Genomic DNA, 18,787 nt, shown 5'->3' with positions numbered 1-18,787 from the left:
TAAGGATATTACGTCCGCATTGGGGTCAGGACGCGCGACGCTTCATACGACGACGTTCCCGCTCGGACAAACCGCCCCAGATTCCAAAACGTTCGTCGTTTTCCAGCGCGTATTGCAGACACTCGGCCTTGACCGGGCAGCGGGAGCAAACGTTTTTCGCTTCACGGGTCGAACCGCCTTTTTCCGGGAAAAAAGCCTCCGGGTCGGTTTGCGCGCACAGTGCCTGAGCCTGCCAGGCCAGCGGTCCATTGAGAATTTCGTCGATCTCTGGGGTTGCATCAGCGAAATCGAGATCGCCTTCACCAAACAGATTCCACAAGGACCCTTCACCTCATTCGCTCTGACAACTTCTGTAAATTTGGCGTCGCGTCTCAGGGACACCAAAACCGTTACCTCTAAGTTACACGCGTGTGATTCAATAGTTCAAGTGGTTTCAGGCGCCGAGTTTGGCTCAAGCATGCGAAAATCCACCAATTGCACAGCTCGAGAGCAAATGTGAGATATGTCACATAGGTTCGACACGCCCGTGGAACGTTTGCCACAAAAACAGGTTTGGGACTAATTGCTGACTCGTGTCAGGGGATGTCCGCCTGGAGCACAATCCCGGTTCCGGCGGCATAGACCGGGACCTTATCCGCCCGCACAAACACAACTTCTCCCGGGTGCAGCACCAAACCGGCAGTCGCTCCATCACGCAAGGTTGGAGTGCCTTCGAGACACAGAATCAACCGTCCGCCGTGACCGGGCAGCGCCAGTTCCCGCCCGTCCAGGCGGGTCACGGAAAACTCGAAATCGTCCACCGGGGCATAGAACACCTGGGTCGATTCCGTCACCCACTCCGGGGCGATGCGTACCGGCGGGGCGGCGACATAATCCAGGCAGTTCAACAGTTCCTGACAATCCACGTGTTTTTCAGTCAGCCCTGCCCGCAGCACGTTATCTGAGCTGGCCATGACTTCCACACCCAGCCCGGACAGATAGGCGTGAATCCCGCCAGGAGGCGTAAACAGCACTTCCCCCGGCCGCAGCGTCACCGGGTTCAGCATCGCTGCCACCACCGCTCCGGCATCTCCCGGATAGGAACGCGCCAAACCCATCACGGTACGGTCCACCCGCACGGACGGTGAAGTCCCCGCCTGCAGACGGTCCGTCATCGCCGCCACCGTGGCCTCGACCTGCGCCGCTTGTGGGGTCGTATGCGGAGACAAGAGCCGATCCACCACCGTGCGGATACCCTCAGGAGACGTATTGTCTCGCAGCATAGACACGATTTGCACCGCTAGCTCCGTGTCCAAGTCAGCGAAGATTTCGATGATGCGCCGGGGCGCCCGAAACCCCGCCAGCGCCTCGAACTTCGTGATTGCATAGATGAGTTCGGGTTTATAGTTGGGGTCCTTGTACAGCCGCTGCGGGGAATCCAGCGGGATACCCGCCAATTCCTCGGCTTTGTAGCGGGCTGCGGCGCGCTCCCGATCCGGGTGTACCTGCAGGGACAGCGGGCGTTTCGGGGCGATGAACTTCATCAGGTAGGGCAAGCGCGGCCCAAAGCGCTCCACCACCGAAGCCCCCAGAGTGCCCACAGGGTCAGCTGCAATCCAGTCCTCCAAAGTCAAGGGGTCCTCCTCGGGCTGCCCCGACGCGTCGAGCAGGACCGAGGGCGACAGCTGGTGAGCACCGAACCACACTTCTGCCAGCGTCTGACCGGGCGTACCGATGCCAAAGCGCTCCTGGATAGCCGTATCCGAGCCCCAGGCGTAACGTTTCTCAATCCCTCCGATGCGCTCCACGGCGTTTCCCCTTTCGTTTGCTTGGGATTAATTTTAGGGAGGTTTTCGCCGTTCATTAGTACTTTCGGGGAGCTTTTGGTTGGTAGGCTTGGTTTCATGCGTGGAATTATTTTGGCCGGCGGGTCCGGCACTCGTTTACATCCCATCACTTTGGGCACCTCGAAACAGCTGGTGCCGGTCTATGACAAGCCGATGGTGTACTACCCCCTGACGACCTTGATTCTGGCCGGGATTCAAGACATCCTGGTCATCACCACCCCGCACGATGCCTCGTCTTTCCACCGTCTGCTCGGCGACGGCTCCCAGTTCGGGATTCACCTGGAATATCAGGTGCAAGAGGTCCCCAACGGCCTGGCTCAGGCGTTCGTGCTGGGGGCGGACTTCATCGGTTCGGAAGAAGCCGCCCTGGTGCTGGGCGACAATATTTTCTATGGTCCGGGCATGGGCGACCAGCTGCAGCGCTTTAAGGGTATTGATGGCGGGGCTGTATTTGCCTACCATGTCCACAACCCCAAGGCTTACGGCGTCGTGGAATTCGATGAGAACTTCCGCGCCATTTCCATTGAGGAAAAACCCGCGCAGCCCAAGTCAAACTATGCCGTGCCGGGTCTGTATTTCTATGACAATGACGTGGTAGGGATTGCCCGGGATTTGAAACCCAGTGCCCGCGGAGAATACGAGATTACGGACGTCAACCGGGTTTACCTCGAAGCGGGGAAACTGCAGGTTGAGGTCCTGCCACGCGGCACGGCCTGGCTGGACACCGGGACTTTTGATTCCCTGGCGGACGCGACTGCTTTCGTGCGAACCGTGGAAAAACGCCAAGACCTGAAAGTGGGCTGCCCCGAAGAAGCCGCTTGGCGTCGGGGATTTTTGAGTGACGCGGAGCTGGCCGAACGCGCCGAGCCGCTGCGGAAATCCGGCTACGGGGACTACCTGCTGGGGCTGCTGGAAGCCTAACGCCCCAGATTTGTCAGAAATCGGGGATTAAATCGGGGTTGCTGGTCTATATGACCAGCAACCCCGATTTAATCGCAAAATAGCTACAGCGGCTTTGTCTAGTGGCCCTGTTTCGCGTATTTTGCCTCAGTTGCTTCCTTTGCCGGACGCCACCAGTCCTCGTGGGCGGTGTACCAGTCGATAGTGTCACGCAGACCCTCCTCAAACGAGGTAAACCGCGGGGTCCAGCCAGTTTCCTGACACAGCTTCGTGTTGTCAATCGCGTAACGCCGGTCGTGACCGGGACGGTCCTTAACATGGTCGAAGTCGTCTTCGGGGAATCCCATCATCCGGTTCAGAGTTTGCACGACTTCCAGGTTGTTTTTCTCGCCGTTGGCGCCAATCAGGTAGGTTTCGCCCAAGCGGCCTTTCTCAATAATGGCCCACACGGCAGTGTTGTGGTCATGCACATGGATCCAATCGCGCACATTCAAACCATCGCCGTACAGGCGCGGACGCACCCCGTCGATGCGGTTTGTAATCATGCGGGGAATGAACTTTTCCACGTGCTGATAGGGTCCGTAGTTGTTTGAACAGTTTGAAATAGTCGCTTCCACCCCAAAGGAACGCACCCAGGCGCGCACCAGCATATCGGACCCCGCTTTTGAGGCCGAGTAGGGCGAGGAGGGCCAGTAGGGAGTTTCGGGAGTGAACTTGTGGGGGTCGTCTAGCGCCAGGTCGCCATAGACTTCATCGGTCGAGATGTGGTGGAGGCGCACGTGGTGGCGCCGGCAGGCCTCGAGGATATGGAAGGTGCCCACCAGGTTGGAATAGATAAACGGTGACGGATCTACCAGCGAGTTGTCATTGTGGGACTCGGCAGCGAAATGAACCACCAGGTCAGCGTCCTTCACAAGGGAGTCCACCAAGTCGCGGTCGGCCAGGTCACCGACCACCAGGTTCACCCGATCCAGCCCCGCAATCGAGTCCGGATTACCGGCATAGCCCAGCTTATCCAGCACCGTCACGGTAGCATCCGGGTAATCCTCCACAGTCGTGTGGACAAAGTTAGCGCCAATGAAACCGGCTCCGCCGGTGACCAAAACGTGCATGAAGTTCCTCCTTTATTTCGACGCTTTCCAGCCTACCTTGGTCAAGGTATGTTTACTCTGTTTTTTCGACAGGCTCATTATTTCCAGTTAGCTGTGCAACAGCCTCACCTTCCAAAGCGCCGGGGTTCCCAGTTTCCGGTCTGCCCAAGGCATTAGGGTTAGAACCGATTCCAGCTGGATTTGCCGCTTCCCGCTGCGGGCGCTCCAACGCTTTGAAAACGTAACGCATCACGACTCCATGACTGTGATAAAGCCCTACGGCCAGCACATAGGTCAGAACGCACACGACCGCCAGCATCATCCAACGTTGCAAGGGCACAAAGTCTTTCCAGTCCAGGTGGAAATACAGTTCCATAATCACCACGTGGTGTACCAGGAAGATGGCGTATGAATACTTAGAAATGAGATTGATGGGCACCTTGACAATGTTGAAGTCCACATAACGTGCCACAACCGCAAGAATAATGAAAGCCGCAATTCCCACCCAGGTCAGCGCGATGTCCTCGTCAAAATTCGGAAAAGCCGTGCTCAAACCTAAAACGGCAGCCGCGGGGAACACCAGCAGCGGATGGACTTTCCCTTCCCGAAAGAAAGAACCGAAATAGATTCCGAACAGCAATTCGGGAAGCCGCAACGGCAAAATGACCCCGTTAGGAAAACTGTGCGGAGTTGAGTGCAAGAAGTACCAGGTACCGACATAGATTGCCAGACCCACTATGGCAGTAACCACGGGGAAACGCTGCACCGCCCACAGTAGCAGCGGGAACACAATATAGAACAGGACAATGAAACCTAGGAACCACTCACCAAGCAAATACATGGTTTGCACTCCGAAGTTTGCCACCAAGCCATCTACCGCGAAGAACGTAAACACGAAAGTGCGAGCTGGGGCGGCATTGAGCGGGACCCCGTTATGGATCACAAACAGAGATAAAGTTCCTACCGCCCAAGCCATCCAAAACATGGGGTAGATTCCCAGGAAACGTTTTTTAAAGTATTTTTTAAAATCCAGCGGCCGTTTATACGTAAAGCTCAGTGCCGTCCCGGAAATAATCAGGAACAAGGACACCCCCAGACTGCCCACATACACTCCGAAGGGTTGGTTAGTAATCAGATAACCACCCGTAGACAGGTAAGGGTTGTTAAAGTGAGTCAGGACGATAATCAGGACACTAAGCGCCCGGATAAAATCCAGGTAAAAGTATCGCTTTTTTGGCTTTGCCCCGGGTTTTGATTCGTGTGATTCCACGCGTTTTTCGGTCGTTTCGCTCACTGTGTTCACTTACCCCCGTTCCGGCGCAAGTAGACCCGTTTCAGGACGGCAACCCAAGATTTCGGTAACCGAGTTTTCGCGAAATGCGCCAAACGCATTTTCAAGGTTTTATGTGAATGCAGGGACTTCAACATTTCCATGGCCGAGCCGCCGCCGAAACGTAGCGCTGTCCCGTAAGAAAATTCTTTGGTGTAGTAGCTCAAGTTCGTCAGCTCAATGCGCGCGAAAGTATCCGAAAACAGCCACGCGTTGAAATATCCCACGCTTTGCCCAAAATAGCCGTAACCTCGCTCAATATAGTGCAACAGAGTGCCGTCAATAGCATTGGGTTCGGGTGGGAAATCTTCCCACTGCCAATCTTTGGCGAACAGCGGTGCCAGGGCGGCAGGCCGGAACCAGAACATGGTTCCCAGGGGCGCAATAGGTTCTTTGTGCGGGTCGAGGGGAACCTCGACGCCCATGTCCTGGAGCAGATTCTTGGTGCCCTCAAAGTTCGGACCCCAGGCGACGCTGTAGGGCAGGAAATAATCCGCATGGTTCGGAGCGGTGGGGAACATCATGCCCAGCCGGGGCTCCTGAGCAAATTTATTAACCACGTTCTCGACAAATTCCCTGGTGGGAAGCAGATTTTCAAAGCATTTATAAGCGAAGCCGTCACCGATGGAACCGGGGGTGAGTTGGGTGACTTTCTTATCATGGAAAAAGCACACCAAATCGTAGTTATCAATGATGTCTTTGACCCCTACCAACAGCGCGGAAACGTCACGGCCGCGATTTTCAATGCGGCGTACCTCAACGTGGTAAGGCATTCCAGCACAGGCCGAACGGACTTGCGCAACTTTTTCCTCAGACCCGACGGTGATAATCAAGTCCGCGCCTTCCGGCATCGAACGCAGGTATTTCAAGGTTTGATCCAGCAAATCCATGTAGTACACGTGCGCAACCAAAGCAAGTTTTTGAGGGCGGGCATCCGTCTCAATGCGCGGGTTCAGAGCCTGGGTTGGCAACACATAGGTTAGCTTTAGGTTTTTCACCAAATCCGCCATATTCATGCTGCGCAAAGCATTGTTCCAAATCAAGTTCGTGTCATAGTCCGTGTGGTCACGCAGATATTCATAGAGCTCCACCGCCGCGTTACCGACAGACTGGTTCAAAACATCATCGTAGGGATGAAAGAAGGTGCGCCGCTTGAAAATCGGGCAGCGTTTTTCCGCAATCAGAGTTTTGGGGGCAAACAGGATTGGCTGGTTAGTGAAGCCTTCCATATCCTCAGTGTTTACATAGACATCGGATTTGAATCCCAGGTTCTCAAATCGTTTTGTAAACGGAATTTCATGTTTCCCGACGGAATCTAAATAGCTTGACATCGGGGGAAGATGATCCCAATAGTCCTGGAATTGGGGAGCACTGACCAAGGAACGGCGATAGACGTGAAAATGCGACTGAAGATGCCGGGGAATGTACCCCTCCGGGGTAGTCCCGAAAGGATCCTCGGGATATTCGTGGAACCACGTCACTCCCCAAAAATCAATGTCGCGCGTCCCCATGGAATCAAACATTTCCCGGAATGGATAAACCGGACCCATAATGGTCGCGTTGAACAGCACCGTTTCGTCAAATTCCACGAGCCGAGACCATCCGTAGGAATCCAACGCAGTCTTATAGGCCCAGGCATCAAGCCCAACGTTTTCCCGCACAATCAGCTTGTCGGCAAATTTTTCCAGGCGCGCCCGCCCGGCAGAATCCAGTTTGCCGTTCACCACCACGCACAGTTCAGCCGTGTTTTTCACCATGTCGGCGAGCATGGTTTCTATATAATCGTCAACCACGCCATCCGCATCAAAGAAGAAAAATATGCCCAGACGTTTCGGATTGGGTGCAAGTGCTGCCACAAAGTCTCCCTTTTTCCCTGTTCCAGGTTCTCTCGCTATCGGACTGTTAAGCCGAAGCCATAATCTGGTTTATCTTCGTCGGGTCGCCCCACACTCCAGGCGAATCATAAGGGCGGTCGGGGAAGGCTCCGTAGTCCAGAGTGATGTCCAAATGATTTTCCAAGATGTAGGCCTCGACTCGTTCCGCCAAGGATATTGGCTTGCCACTGCACACGTTGATAATCCCCGTTACCGCCGTTTGCGTTGAAGCCGCCGCGATTTGTTCGCCCAGTTCATCAACCGAAATGAAATCATAGAGGTTCTTTCCCATGGTGAAGGGAAAATGTTTTTGGCCGTCGCGCGAGGCTTTCAGCAGTTTGGAAAAGATTGAGTTTCCGTGCAGGTCATCGCCGGTAATGTAGTAGGCGCGCAACCACAATACCGTGGCATCATTTTGTTTAGCGCTCATGAAAGTGAACTGACGCAACGCGTTCTTTGCGATTCCGTAGTTTGATTCCGGGTTGCACGCACAGTGTTCGTCAATAGCGCCCTCCCAGTAGCCAACTTCGTGCATAGTTCCCATGGTGGCAAACGTTTTCAACCCGCCTTTGAACAGGTTCTCGGTGAAATGCATATGGGCAGCCAAATCATCAATATGAGCCGGGGAGTTATGCTTGAAACCATCGCGCCACGCCATATGCAACACGACTTCGGGACGTTCCAGCTCATCGTAGATAGTCTCGCTGCCGGAAAAAATATCGACATCCAAAATCTTGGCCCGTGGGTCGATACCGTCGGTGCGCCGATCGACCACGGAGACCTGGTGGCCTTTGCCAAGCAGTGACGAAACAACGTGGCGACCGATGTACCCGCCCGCCCCGGTAACCAAAATTTTCTTACGCATAATGTTGATAATACCAGCCTCTCAATTAGGGAAAACTTACCTTAAGATTTGTCTCGTTGCCAGGTCTGATCAATCCAGTTTGTCAGTTTCTGCAGGCCTTGTTCCAGACCAATTTCAGCCTGGAAGCCCAAGGCTTGAGCCGCCCCGGAGGAATCCGCCCAAGCGTGACGCACATCACCGTGACGCCACTGACCGGTCACCTCAGGCTCAGGGGCACCATAAATTCGCGCGATTATCCGCGCGGCCTCAGCGATGGTCGTGTACACTCCCGAACCAATATCGACTGGGAAACGGGGCGGGGTTTTGGCCTCCAAAGCCAACAGGCAGGCTCGAGCCACATCGTCAATAATCACGAAATCTCGACGTACCAGGCCGTCTTCGTAGAGGGGAATAACCCGGCCTTCCCGAGCCAGTCGAGAGAATATCGACATGATGCCGGTGTAGGGATTACCGGGAGTTTGCCCAGGACCATAAACATTTTGCAGACGTAAAATCACGATTTCACATCCAAAAGCATCCCCCCACAGGGTCAGCAGATCCTCTTGGGCACATTTGGTGATTCCGTACACTGATTCAGGGTGAACCGTAACCCGGCGGGCGTCCTGCGCCACTGGCTGAGCGCCAGGAAAATCCCACTGCCCCGCACCCAGCATCGCCGCGGTTCGCATTCCGGGGTAAAACAGTTCCCCGGCCTGCGGGCCTTCCTCTCGACGCCACGCACCCTCACCGTAGACCGCTCGGGAGGAACACAAGAGAATCCGGCGCGGTATGGCCTGGTGCGACTGAAGTTGATCCAGCATAAGGGAGGTTCCCACCACGTTCACCATCGTGTGACGGGTAGATTCCCGCAGGGACTGGCCGGTACCAGTTTCCGCCGCTAGATGCACCACAACCTCAGGTTTACCCTGTGAAAGCGCGGTTTCCCACGTATCAGCTGAGGTTACATCGCCGATTAGCAGCTCGACGCGTGAATCAAAACCGGCAGCGGGCTGGCCCTCCGGGTGAACTTGAGCCAGAAGGTTGTCGATGGCAATGACCTTATCGAAACGCTCCACGAGGGACGTGGACAGAGCCGACCCGATAAATCCAGCCCCACCGGTCACCCAGGCAATTCTTGGCTCCGTCATTGTTACTCCGTATTCCCCAAAAACCATCGTTGCGAACAGTGACTATCTTATCCGTTAGACCAAAGGCGAAAAAATGACAGTTTCACCTATCTGGCAGTATCGCAGAAATCGGCATCACCAGCGGTGGGAGGATTTCCCAAGGAATACGGTAGGATATGAAAAGTTCAAGAACCGTGGAGGAAGATTGCCAGCCGTAGCCATCGTGACCCGGACTCACAACCGGGAACTGCTTTTGAAGCGAGCCATTGCTAGTGTCGGCGCCCAGACCTTCACCGATTATGTCCATATTATTGTCAATGACCGCGGCAACCGCGACACGATTCAGGCCCTCCTCGAGTCCGTTCCTACCCAGCAGCGTGAACGCAGTGAAGTGATTAACTTGGGTCCCGGGGACGTAACCGGACGCGAGGGCGTGGTCAATCCCGGTTTTGCCCGCGCGCAACAGCTGCAAGCAACTTACACAGTTGTGTTAGACGATGATGATTCCTGGCAGCCGGAGTTCCTGGAAACAACCGTGGGTGAACTGCATCAGCACCCCACAGCGGTCGCGGCAGCCACCCAGAGCAACGTGATTTATGAGACTGTTGACGTGGAAAATCACACCGTTACCGAGGTCTCGCGCGAACTGTTGGCCGCGGACAAAACCGCGCTTAACTTGGAAGATACCCTAATTGAAAACTTTGTGCCCCCGGTAGCTTTGCTGTTTCGCACCGAAACACTAGAGACCCTGCGGGGATGGGATTCCACTCTGCCGGTTTTGGCGGATTGGGATTTTACCCTTCGGCTGCTGCTGCTTGGCGAGGTGCGCTACTTAGCGCAACCCCTGGCAAACTGGCATCACCGCCAAAACTTGAGCGGAGATTTAGGCAACTCAATTGTGGTGGCCGCTCGTGAACACCACGACTTTCACGCCATTATTCGCAATAACTACCTCCGCCAAGCGAACCATGCCAATCCAGCAACATTGGGATTGGCTCTGCTGATGGCTCACTATAAAGAGGAACTGCAACGTGAGCAACGCGAGATTGAGGCCGTTCAGGCACACCACCTCGAAATGGTGAAAGACGCCCAAATTCAGTTATTGGAAAGCCAAATGGCACAATATCAAGGTTTGCAGGCGGAAACCAACCAAAATCTATCCAATCAGATCAACGAAGCAACCGAGCTGTTGAAAGCCCTGCACCAGCGCCTCGACAACCGAAGTGTCAAGACCTGGATTGCCCGACTGCTTGGCCGTCGTCCCGGCACCGCACGCCCTTCTGCGGAGCCAAATACCCAGACCGACTCCTCCGACAAAGACGAAGCGTAGCTAATGACGAAGCAACCCGATTCCACAACCGGAGAGAACCCGAATTCCTGGAAGCACACCGTGGCTCTAACCATGGTGTTAGCCAAACGCGTCGTCAGCTCGGAATATAAAGGCACCCTGTTGGGTCGACTGTGGTCGCTGATTAACCCGTTGGCCACCATCGCGGTTTTCGCCGTGATTTTCGGGCTGGTTTTCCGCGGCGGAGTGGAACCGGGACGCAATTCCGGGATTGATTCCTTCGCGCTGTGGATTGGCATCGGAGTGTTGTGTTGGGGATACCTGGTGGGCGTAGTGAATGACGGCATGGGGGCTTTGGTCGGTAACTCAGGATTGTTGACCAAAGTGTATTTTCCGCGTTACGTGCTGGTACTTTCCGCAGCCCTGGCTCGCACTTTCGATTTTCTCTTTGAACTGAGCGTGTTGGTGATTATCACCGCCCTGGTTGGGGGACCCCAAGTCCTGATATACCTCCCCTTACTGCTGCTGATTGTCGTGATTACCGGGCTTTTCAGCTTTGGTTTGGCCTTGTTTTTGGCTATCGCCACCGTTTACTTTCGGGACATCGTTCATCTGTGGGGCATCCTTGCCCAAGTGTGGATGTACGCTTCCGGAGTCGTGTTCCCGCTCACGATGTTGGTGGCCGCCCAGGAGCATCTGTTTGAGATGGGTTGGGGCTGGCAGGGTAAACCCTTGCCTTTGGATGTGGCGTTCCGTCTCAACCCCGCCGAGCTTATCTTGGAAGCCTTCCGCTCGGTTCTCTACGACTACGCTTTGCCCGGACCAGAAGTGTGGGGAGGCATCCTGGCCTGGACTGCTTTTAATCTCCTGATGGGGATACTGGTTTACCGTCGTTTCTCACCGAGAATCGTGGAGGAACTCTAATGTCAAAACGCGACAGTCTTTCTCTCGCAACAGTCTCTACGGGCGATTCCTCACGTCCGCCCGCCATCACGGTCGAACACTTATCCAAGACTTTTCGGATTTACCACGAGCACGAACAATCCTTGAAACGTCGCCTCTTGAAAGGCAAGAAAGAACGCTATGAACTGTTCCATGCCTTGGATGACATCAATTTAGAGATTCCCGAAGGGAAAACTTTCGGCCTGTTAGGTCAGAACGGTTCGGGTAAATCTACTCTGTTGAAATGCATCGCCCGGATTTTGAGCCCCGACTCCGGCACTATTACCACCCGCGGCCGTGTTGCTGCCATGCTGGAAGTTGGTTCCGGGTTTCACCCCGATTTGACCGGCCGGGAAAATATTTTCCTCAACGGTTCCATCTTGGGTATGTCCAAAGCCGAGATTGAACGCAAACTAGACGCGATTGTGGAATTTTCCGGGGTGGAAAAGTTTATTGATCAACCGGTGAAAAGCTATTCTTCCGGAATGTATGTGCGCCTGGGATTTTCCGTAGCCATCCATGTGGAGCCGGAAATCTTGCTGGTTGATGAAATCCTGGCGGTTGGTGACCTGGAGTTCCAAGAAAAATGTATGGCAAAGTTTGCCCAGTTCCGTTCTGAAGGCCGCACCGTGGTTGTGGTCAGCCACGGTTTGGAACAAATGCGGACTTTCTGTGATGAGGCGGCTTGGCTGGATCACGGAAAACTGGTGGCTGTCGGAGGAGCCTCCGAGATTGTCGACCGCTATTCCAATATGGCTCACGGGGCGAGACGGGTTGAGCAGGGCGGCGGAACCCGGTTCGGCAGCGGACAGGTCGAAGTCACCAAGATGGAATGGCTGGGGCCTGAGGGGGCAGAAAAGGTTCACACCGGTGACCCAGTGACTATCCGACTGACCTATGAAGCCAAAGAACGCATCGAGAAACCTATCTTTGGAGTATCGGTAGACACTCGCGAAGGCTACTGGGTATGGGGATATCACACCCTGGACGCCGGATACGTACCGGAATACATCGACCCAGGCAGCGGCACTATTGAAGTCAAGATTCCTCGGCTGCCGCTGCGTCCGGGAACCTACTTCCTCTCTTGCTCCATTCAGAACATTGATTCGTCCGTCATGTACGATGCCTGGCAAAAAGGTTTAGCCTTTGATGTTCTGCCGTGGGCAGGAATGGAATCTGCCGGAGTAGTCACTTTTAACTCGACATTCACCAACCTGACTCCCCCGGTTCCAATGGTGAAATTACCCGCCCGAGACGCAGCCTATTGGGAAGCGTTAACAAATCCTGATACGTTCAGCGCAGATGAAGCTGGTCAAGCCTAAGAGCTGGCATAATAGCCAAAAATAGCGGTCCCGAATTTTCGCATACCCAGGCGTGTCTATAATAGTAGAGCATTTGGATTAAGCGATTGAAGGATCTCTATGATTTCTCACCAGAAACGGTTTTATTTACGCATCATCGCAGGATTATTTGCGTTCGCCATGGCTTTGACCGGGGTGACTGCCTGGCAGGCTCCCCGGGCTCACGCTTCCACTACCAGCTACTGGACTGCAGCCAGTAACGGTTGGAGTGCTAGCATCCAAGACCACAATGCGCAAGTGAACCTGGCAGGAAAATCCCAGGACGGGCTGTGGAGCGGAGCACAAGCCACCACTACCTACCAGATGGCCCGTCATGGCACCCTAAATCTGCAACTAGTGGGCAACAATGGGGAACACTGCCAGCCAGGTATGTGTACGTACGGCACCGGAGATCATAAGGCAGTGCTCCAGATGATGTTTGACGGGGCAAATTGGTACGAAATTGGAATTTTGAGTGAAGGCTACGTAACCTACGGCCCGCAAATCATCGTGCGCGGTATGAACCGGGGACAAATGTTCCAAGGTATCTATCCCCTGGTTGACTACAGCCAGCAACTGAACAACGCCTCCATCATTCAAAAGATGCAAAATGGCACCGCGGTGGACATCGACCAGCAGCATTACATTCGCGACTACCGTCACATCATCAAAGCCCAGTGGAGTTCTAAGTCAATCCTGTTTATCGTGGACAATACCCGCCGCTATGGACCCTACTATTTCAGCGGCTCTATGAACGGCCCGGCTGCAACCATGATGGCTGCCGGCAAGAATCCCGGCGACAGCGCCAATGTGACCTTCACTAACATAAACTTTTCCGGCATCAATAAAGGCACCCGGGTGTTTATCCCCGAAGGTAAGCCCTATGCTTCCATCAGCGCAAACCTGATGAATAACGGTGCCGGACGAGGCTTCAATGCCTACATTCGCCTGCACGATGAGTACGGGTCGGCGGCAGCGGCCGGGATACAAACCGACCGTGGAGCTCCGGAAACTGGTGGCAAACCCTGGATTTTCTTGGGCCGGATGGAGGACGGCATTTTCGACTACGACTATGTGAAACCCTCCGACTGGTCCTGGCATAACTTCCGAATTGAATGGTGGGCTGACTCCGGTTGGGCAGTCGTGTGGTATGACGGTCGGCCCATAGCGAATCTGAAAGTCAACTTCCGTGGCCGACTCTATGCCTCGGTGGAAGGCGATGGCGCCAATAACGGCGACTATGTTCATGCCTTCTTTAGTGACGTGGAAACCCAGGCTGGCAATGCCTCGGTGGGCGACTGCGGGTTCTACACGGAATGGACTCCAACTGAAACCTATGGTTTACATGCAAAACGTACCGCTAATCGCGACTTTGAAGTTGAGGGTATCGTTGGAGGTGTGCCGGCCGGCAAAGACTGGGATACGACTTTGATTGCCGGTTCAATGATTACTTGGCAGTTCCTTCCCGAAAACGGACAAGGCAACAACGGGGGCTGTATGACCGAGTCTTGGTCCACCGATCCAGCTCATCGGTTATAGTACTGATAACGGTTCATTTCAGGAGGAGCCTTGGTTTACACCGAGGCTCCTCCTTTTTTGCTGTTGCACGAGCTCGATGGGTTTCAAGGCGCGGCACCGTCTATTTCATCGTGGCTGAGTTTGCTCCGCAGGCCTCGATTTTATACACCGTGGCTTCGCCCAGCTGCGCGACCGGAGTGAAACCTCTGGTTACGTCCACGTTGTGCAGGCCCGGGTAGGTAAAGTCACCGTCGGACACTCCCGTGGCATCGGCGTAGTAGTGGGTAATCCGTTCCGCCCGGATAATGGCGCAGACCTTAGGGTTCGTGCCGATTTCGCGGAAGTGCTCGGCCAAGTACTTGCGGTTTTCGTCAAAGGCCGACCCGGACAGCTGCAGGTAATAGGTCGGTATGCCCGTGACGGCGTACAGGAGGCCTTCTCCGGCGGAGGGGTCGCCGATAACCAGGGAGTTTCGCGTCAGCTGGAGGCTAGACATGGCAGCAAATTCTTCGCTCGACACCCACGGGGCGTGGAACTGGGAACCGGGCACAAAGGCAATGGTGGCCAGCGTTACGCGGTCAGGATAGCACCGTGGCGCTATCGGAGTGGCTACTACCCCGGTGAGCAGGACCATGGTGAGGGAGGCAACCCCGACACGCACCGGCACAGCTCGTGACGGCACCGCGCGGGACAGCATCACCGCGAGTTCCCCTACCGCTCCCGCCGCGAAAACAGGCAGGAACACGGCGATCCCGGAACCGATACGGTCATAAGCTCCGTACCACAGGCCGGTGAGGATGCTGAGCGGCCCCAGCGACACTTTTGTGGCCGCCACCAGGACCAATATCCCGGCAATAATCGTCACCAGCCGCAGGTCGCGGCATTTTGTGGTGTACCAAACCAGGCCTAACAGGCTGAGCAGACCCAAGGGAAGTGGCAGCCACCAGGGGTCTTGATAGATTTGACTCAGGCCCAGCATGGCCGCCAGCGCCCGCAAGGTCTCCAGATTGTCCCCGGCTTGGGTGGCCCGCGCCCCGATTCCCAGCCAAGCCAGACCGAGGGGCACCACCAGTCCCCCCGCCAGGGCTGCTAAGACAACCCCCACCCACCACCACGGCTTGAGCTGGCGTTTCACGACCGCGTTTAACAGGCAGGCGAACACGGCCAGACAGAGGAAACCGAAAATGGAGGGGTGGGCATGAACGGCGGCGAAAACCACCAAAACACCCAACACAGTCTTGGGAAAAAATCGCTCCCAAAGCCGGGAAAAGGTGACGTCCGGGGCCTCGCCCGCATGCCAGCTCGCCAAAGTATCCGCCGATCTCAGGATGACCCACAGAGCCAGGGGCCACCACATGACCGCCAAAATGTAAGGGTAGAGGGATTGCAAAACCCCCAGATAATAAGGAAAAACCAAGGGCCAGGGGCTCAGCAGAACTGCCAGGGGGACGCTGGGGTGGCGCTGGCCAAAAGCGTATTGGGCCAGTAGGGCGACTCCGAGCGGCCACACGGTGAGAGTGAGGGCCATCAGCAGGGCGTTGGACAGGAACGTGGGGGTGGCGTAAGGAACAAAGAGGCTCAGCAGCGTCGCCCACTGAGCCGGATAGTACACGCCCTGACGGCCGGGATACAGCGAGTCTAAGGCCCCTTTCCAGGCGGCGCTGCCGTCCTCGGCCACGACCCGCACCGAGGAATAGTGGAACATCGCATCGAAGGATTGCGAGGGAGACGCTGGCATCGGCAGGGTTTGCACTAACGGTAGCAGTTGGATAATGCCGGCCACTACCAGGGCCAGGACCAGCGAAATCACGAACCAGACCCGCGACACGGCGGCATCGGAGGACACCGGGCGCGCCGGCATCTGCGCAATCATGGCGTGACCTCCCCGCGGCTGGTGTCTCAGGGAATACATCCGTTTAAAGCAGACTGCGGCCACCAGGAACACCAGGAAAGGCCCGACTACCTGAAGGTTCCACGGAATATGCAGCCAGGCCAGGACCTGACCGAAAACGGCCAGAATACCGGCGGTAATCGGAGCGCCCAGAGCGAGGGCGGGCAGGAGGCGGAAACGCGCGGCCAGGGCCAGGAGAAACCCGGGAAGAATCAGGAAAACCGCCAGTACGGCTATACACAGCAGGAACGCGGTCATCGGACCGGTCCCGATTCTGACGCAGGAGACTCGCCTGACGCGGGGGGCGCTGCGGTAATCGGGGCGGGCATTCGACCCCAGCCAGCACGCAGCGCTCGCAGGATTGTCATGGCGCGCTGGGCCCGGTCACGGGTCAGTCGCGGGGCAAACACCAGGTTGAAGGCTACAAATTTCGCCAGCCACACCGCGTATCCCAGCCGCCAAGTCGCCGGTATCGGGGCGATGCCGCGAATCAGCCAGCAAGTGTTGCGCACCAGGTAGAACACTCGGAACGGCGAGTGAACATGTACGACTTGGGCGCGACCCGGAATCTTCACGACATCGTCGCCGAGCTGGTGGTCAATAGTCGCCCCGGTCACCAGGACGGTACCGCGGCCGGCCGCGTTGGCTCGGGCGGACCATTCCAAATCCACGTGGTCAATGAACATGTCCGCGTTCATTGGTCCCACGGCTTGCCAGGTTTCCACTGGGACGTACAGCCCGGAGGCAATGAGGAAAGCCGCGGGCAGTAGGCCCCCGCCAGAGAGATCCGCGGACGCCTCGCGCAAGGTCGTGTCCGGATAGCGGCGCGGCCCAAAGCGGGTAAAGCGGTAGGCCAGTATGTCTCGTTTACTCGCATCGGTTTCGCGTTGGTCAAAAGCCAGGCCGCCCAGCGCCCCGATGTTGCCGACCAAACGCCCGTAAGCCTCTTCGATTTGTGCCACGTAGTCGCTGGCGAACACCGAGTCGTGGTCAAAGAACAGCAATGCGGTTGCACCGTGACGGATAGCATGGCAGGCGCCGAGGTTTTGGGCCGCCGCGATGCCGAGGTTGCGTCCGAGTTCCAACACCACTACCCCGCGTTTGGTCCAAGCCTGCCAGTATTCGTGCAGTTCCGCAGGGGGTTCCGGGGTGTTGTCGACTATCAACACCCGGTGGACCTGGGTTTGCAGCGAGGCGATGACCGCATCGAGCCGAGCGGTATCAGGGGCATAAGCCACCCCGATTGCCCACACCTGTTTTTGTGCTGTATCTACCATCCCTGACAGTTTAACGCATCACAACAAACGACATTGAGTAGCGGACACAAAGCCGGTCAAGCAGGAAATAAAACATGACCACCCTCAGGCGCAGCGGCACAAAACGCCACCACAATAACGGTTCCCTTGTGACAGCAAACAAACAACAAACTAAGCGGGAACGAACCAGTTAGAATGAAAACCGACTCGACCCCCACTCCTGCAAACGTTGACGGTCTATTTTTGAGAGGTGTTTGCCATGAAAAAGCTAAGTGGCTCCGTCTTGGCGCTGTTGTGCCTTTTAGCGCTGGGTTCCTGCGCGAATCAGTCCGAACACTCCACTGCCAGCAAGACACCGGAACAGTCTGCCGCCACACCTACCACCACTGCACCTGACATCGCTACTCCGCCGCCCGTAATCCCCACTCCTACCGAATCGGGAAATTGGAAAGCGAACCTGCCCACCGACGACTATGGCGAATATCTGCTCTCTAGGGTTTCAGCAGACAGAGTTATTGACGAGAACGACGTTGATTTCACGGACTGGGTTTGGAATCACCTGGCTCAATATGACGGTAAGCACAAAATACTGGCCGCCGCCTACGTAACCGGATTCGACCCCGACAAAAAACCCGAGGTCAAACTGTATGAGGGTTCCCTCACGACTTTAGGAAAAGACCTGGCCAAAGCCGATGAATCACAGGTTCTCGCCCCCGGGGAAGGTTGCCTACTGTACTACGAGGAGCACCCACAAGTGTGGATCCTCACCGATGACGGGTCAATCTATCAAGTGCGCTGGCCTCGGGATCGCTGCGAGCACAACATGGAAATGGATACCAAGTATCCCTTCATCTCCTCAAAAATATTCGGATAGGGTTAGCGACCCAAAGACGCCACGTAATCCAAGGTCGCCTGGTAGTCCGGCAGTAAGCCCTGTTCACGAGCCTCGGCCAGGCTCGGCGCGGCCGTGTCCTTTTCCGAAAGAATGACTTGCAGCGGCCGGCCCGCCAAGTCACGATCCGGCCACTGTAGCGCCACTTCTGGGTCGACCGGGGAAACCCCGTGTTCGCGTCCCGGATTGTAGCCCGCGGAGCACAGGTAAACCACGGTGGAGTTGTCCTCCAGCGCTACGAAACAGTGTCCCAAGCCCTCCGAAAGGTAGATGGCCCGGCGATGTTCGCCCTCCAGCAGCACCGAATCCCACTGACCAAAGGTGGGGGAACCCACGCGAATATCGACCGCGAAATCCAACACGGCACCGCTCGGACACATCACGTATTTGGCCTGGCTGGGCGGCACTTCCGCGAAGTGAATCCCGCGCACCACCCCGGCTTTTGAAATGGAGCAGTTCGCCTGCACCAGGTTTAGCGGATGTCCCACAACCCCGGCGAACTCGTCCATCTTGTACATTTCCATGAACGCCCCGCGTTCATCGGGGAACTGTTTGGGGGTAATCTCCCAAGCGCCGGGTATTTTTAGTTCGCGGTATTCCATCGTGTATTCCCTCCCTAGTCGGTGGCCGTTTCAGCCAACAATAGTTTAGTGGGTTTTTCCGCGCCC

The 18,787-nt window shown here is 55.9% G+C and carries 16 protein-coding genes; 6 read left to right on the top strand and 10 right to left on the bottom strand.

All coding sequences use genetic code 11. The features are described 5' to 3' along the window. Positions 1–25: 25 nt before the first annotated feature. Both Q0V70_RS08065 and manA read right to left on the bottom strand, forming a co-directional pair. Positions 26–319 carry a WhiB family transcriptional regulator gene (locus Q0V70_RS08065; RefSeq protein WP_282921090.1) on the bottom strand — a complete coding sequence of 98 codons (294 nt, stop codon included), beginning with the start codon at positions 317–319 and terminating at the stop codon, positions 26–28. A 256-nt stretch (positions 320–575) separates the two neighbouring features. Then, entirely contained in the window at positions 576–1,787 is a 1,212-nt protein-coding gene (gene manA, locus Q0V70_RS08060; protein WP_297590538.1) for a mannose-6-phosphate isomerase, class I, read from the bottom strand. 96 nt (positions 1,788–1,883) lie between these two features. Here manA and rfbA point away from each other — a divergent pair, with 96 nt between their 5' ends. After that, positions 1,884–2,747: a glucose-1-phosphate thymidylyltransferase RfbA gene (gene rfbA / locus Q0V70_RS08055; protein ID WP_297590535.1), complete on the top strand. Its 864-nt coding sequence runs from the start codon at positions 1,884–1,886 to the stop codon at positions 2,745–2,747. Between the two features lie 98 nt (positions 2,748–2,845). Here the strand turns inward: rfbA and rfbB are convergent, their stop codons facing one another. Genes rfbB through Q0V70_RS08030 form a run of 5 tightly spaced genes read right to left on the bottom strand, consistent with a single transcriptional unit; the run spans position 2,846 to position 9,013 of the window. Then, positions 2,846–3,838 carry a dTDP-glucose 4,6-dehydratase gene (gene rfbB, locus Q0V70_RS08050; RefSeq protein ID WP_297590534.1) on the bottom strand — a complete coding sequence of 331 codons (993 nt, stop codon included), beginning with the start codon at positions 3,836–3,838 and terminating at the stop codon, positions 2,846–2,848. A 52-nt stretch (positions 3,839–3,890) separates the two neighbouring features. Beyond that, entirely contained in the window at positions 3,891–5,111 is a 1,221-nt protein-coding gene (locus tag Q0V70_RS08045; protein WP_297590532.1) for an acyltransferase, read from the bottom strand. A gap of 5 nt (positions 5,112–5,116) precedes the next feature. Further along, positions 5,117–7,003 carry a rhamnan synthesis F family protein gene (locus tag Q0V70_RS08040; RefSeq protein WP_297590529.1) on the bottom strand — a complete coding sequence of 629 codons (1,887 nt, stop codon included), beginning with the start codon at positions 7,001–7,003 and terminating at the stop codon, positions 5,117–5,119. A gap of 46 nt (positions 7,004–7,049) precedes the next feature. Next, positions 7,050–7,886, bottom strand: a complete 837-nt coding sequence (locus tag Q0V70_RS08035) for an NAD(P)-dependent oxidoreductase (protein WP_297590526.1) — start codon at positions 7,884–7,886, stop codon at positions 7,050–7,052. A gap of 41 nt (positions 7,887–7,927) precedes the next feature. Next, complete coding sequence (locus tag Q0V70_RS08030) at positions 7,928–9,013, bottom strand: NAD(P)-dependent oxidoreductase (RefSeq protein WP_297590524.1); 1,086 nt, start codon at positions 9,011–9,013, stop codon at positions 7,928–7,930. A gap of 73 nt (positions 9,014–9,086) precedes the next feature. On the opposite strand from Q0V70_RS08030, the gene Q0V70_RS08025 reads away from it, so the two are divergent. The 4 genes from Q0V70_RS08025 (at position 9,087) to Q0V70_RS08010 (ending at position 14,101) form a co-directional block, all read left to right on the top strand. Beyond that, complete coding sequence (locus Q0V70_RS08025; RefSeq protein ID WP_297590521.1) at positions 9,087–10,322, top strand: glycosyltransferase family 2 protein; 1,236 nt, start codon at positions 9,087–9,089, stop codon at positions 10,320–10,322. Positions 10,323–10,394: 72 nt separating this feature from the next. Continuing rightward, complete coding sequence (locus Q0V70_RS08020; RefSeq protein WP_297590644.1) at positions 10,395–11,204, top strand: ABC transporter permease; 810 nt, start codon at positions 10,395–10,397, stop codon at positions 11,202–11,204. Next, positions 11,204–12,544: an ABC transporter ATP-binding protein gene (locus Q0V70_RS08015; RefSeq protein WP_297590518.1), complete on the top strand. Its 1,341-nt coding sequence runs from the start codon at positions 11,204–11,206 to the stop codon at positions 12,542–12,544. The genes Q0V70_RS08020 and Q0V70_RS08015 overlap by 1 nt, the downstream gene beginning before the upstream one ends. Positions 12,545–12,643: 99 nt before the next feature. After that, positions 12,644–14,101 (top strand): hypothetical protein, encoded by a 1,458-nt coding sequence (locus Q0V70_RS08010; protein WP_297590516.1) that lies wholly within the window; start codon positions 12,644–12,646, stop codon positions 14,099–14,101. 100 nt (positions 14,102–14,201) lie between these two features. Here Q0V70_RS08010 and Q0V70_RS08005 read toward each other — a convergent pair whose 3' ends face one another. Next, positions 14,202–16,229: a DUF6541 family protein gene (locus tag Q0V70_RS08005; RefSeq protein ID WP_297590514.1), complete on the bottom strand. Its 2,028-nt coding sequence runs from the start codon at positions 16,227–16,229 to the stop codon at positions 14,202–14,204. Beyond that, a complete protein-coding gene (locus Q0V70_RS08000) occupies positions 16,226–17,248 on the bottom strand; it encodes a glycosyltransferase family 2 protein (RefSeq protein ID WP_297590511.1) in 1,023 nt (340 codons plus the stop codon). The genes Q0V70_RS08005 and Q0V70_RS08000 overlap by 4 nt, the downstream gene beginning before the upstream one ends. Before the next feature lie 238 nt (positions 17,249–17,486). On the opposite strand from Q0V70_RS08000, the gene Q0V70_RS07995 reads away from it, so the two are divergent. Continuing rightward, complete coding sequence (locus Q0V70_RS07995) at positions 17,487–18,101, top strand: hypothetical protein (protein WP_297590509.1); 615 nt, start codon at positions 17,487–17,489, stop codon at positions 18,099–18,101. A 2-nt stretch (positions 18,102–18,103) separates the two neighbouring features. On the opposite strand, the gene rfbC is transcribed toward Q0V70_RS07995, so the two are convergent. After that, positions 18,104–18,721, bottom strand: a complete 618-nt coding sequence (gene rfbC / locus Q0V70_RS07990) for a dTDP-4-dehydrorhamnose 3,5-epimerase family protein (RefSeq protein ID WP_297590507.1) — start codon at positions 18,719–18,721, stop codon at positions 18,104–18,106. Positions 18,722–18,787 lie beyond the last annotated feature (66 nt).

It is taken from the genome of uncultured Mobiluncus sp., from assembly GCF_947087965.1.
GTDB lineage: Bacteria > Actinomycetota > Actinomycetes > Actinomycetales > Actinomycetaceae > Mobiluncus.
Note: the sequence above shows the minus strand (reverse complement) of the source record. Positions and strands in the feature narration are given on the sequence as shown.